At 54.5% G+C, this 1,611-nt stretch carries 1 pseudogene; it reads left to right on the plus strand.

Annotation, left to right across the window (positions count from 1 at the left end):
* Nucleotides 1-250: 250 nt before the first annotated feature.
* A pseudogene (locus tag J2X15_RS21195) lies at nt 251-1,611 on the plus strand (heme utilization protein); the annotation flags it as partial.

The raw sequence follows: 1,611 nt of genomic DNA on the forward strand, positions 1-1,611 counted from the left end.
ATGAAACAGTTCGATGTGAATGGAACTGCGATGGGTAGCCCGTCACTGGGGGTGCCGACCACGACATCCTTGAAACTCACCGGCATTCAGGACCCACAGGCTGGGGATATGCTGACAACAGGGGGCAAGACCTGATTTGAAGTCTATGTGGCGAACCATCAGCTCACTGGGGAACGTAATGCAAAGGATGGCTCATGCTCCTTTCATAGCCAATCCAGGGGCTGATGTGCCATGACTAGGTCCATGAACTATGTTGTGGTTTCTAACGCTGCTGTTTGGATCACCGTACGGAGAGAAATTATTTGGATCTTTGTCGAATAGTCTCTTTGATCTAGGGCGGTGGTTCGATGATCTGCTTGGTATCTCGCAAGGTAACCAAGCGCCTGCGGCTGTTAGTCCTCCCGCATGGTCTCTCACCACTGCGCAAATTGCTGCTTTGACCACGGCCCAGGTGCAAGCGCTGACGCCTGCACAAATCGCTAGCCTGACAACCGAGCAAATCCAGGCATTTACCACCACGGGTATCAGTGTCTTTTTGACTTCGCAAATTGTTGCGTTGAATACTAGTGATATCGCGGCGCTGACGACAGACCAGATCGTGGCGCTGACGACAAGCCAAGTACCGGCATTTCCAACGTCCAGCGTCGTAGCGTTGACCACGGACCAAATCGTGGCGATGGAAACGGTGGACGTTGCTAGCCTCACGCAAAGCCAAGTCAAGGCACTAACCACAGCGCAAATTGTGGCGCTGAGTACGGATCAATTTCCGACCCTGTCCACCAATGAGCTGGCGGCACTGTCCACGGCGCAGGTGCGCGCCATTGAAACGCAGGACTTGGTGACGCTCTCGACGTCGCAGGTCGTAGCGCTTACAACGTTGGAAATCAGTGTGCTGACGACTACACAGGTCATTGCGTTGACTACCGATCAATATGCAGCGCTGACGTCGGCACAGCTTGCTGTGCTTCCTTCGTTGGGCTTGTATATCCCCACGCTGACTACTGCTCAAATCGCCGCTCTGACGACTGCTCAGATCGTGAGCTTGACTACTGATCAGATCGTTTCCTTGTCCACGGCACAAGCCATGGCGCTGTCCACCAATGCCGTGCAAGCCCTGACTACCGATCAGATCGTGGCTTTTGAAACGGTGGATCTCGAAGCACTGACCACAACCCAGATCGGAGTGATTACGTCGGCGCAGACCATGGTTCTCTCGACGACGCAAGTAGAGGCATTTACCTCTGCCCAGATTCCGGCATTTACGACCAACGCCTACCAATACCTGACGACGGGCACGCCCATCATCTTGGACTTGAACGGAGACGGTGTGAGAACGCAGAGCATCGACGCTGGCGTCAAGTTCGACTTGTTTGACGATGGTGCAGCGATCAACACAGGCTGGGTCAGTGGTGGTGACGGATTGCTGGTACTGGACCGCAACCACGATGGACAGATCAACGATGGCTCTGAACTCTTCGGTTCATCGACCCGACTGTCTAATGGCGAGAAAGCGTCGGATGGCTACGCTGCGCTCAGAGAGCTGGACTCCAACGGTGACGGTGCGATCAGCAGCGATGATGCGATCTACGGTGATCTGAGGGTCTGGATTGA

Origin of the sequence: Rhodoferax saidenbachensis, from assembly GCF_031457975.1 — a bacterium.
Lineage (GTDB): Bacteria > Pseudomonadota > Gammaproteobacteria > Burkholderiales > Burkholderiaceae_C > Allorhodoferax > Allorhodoferax saidenbachensis_A.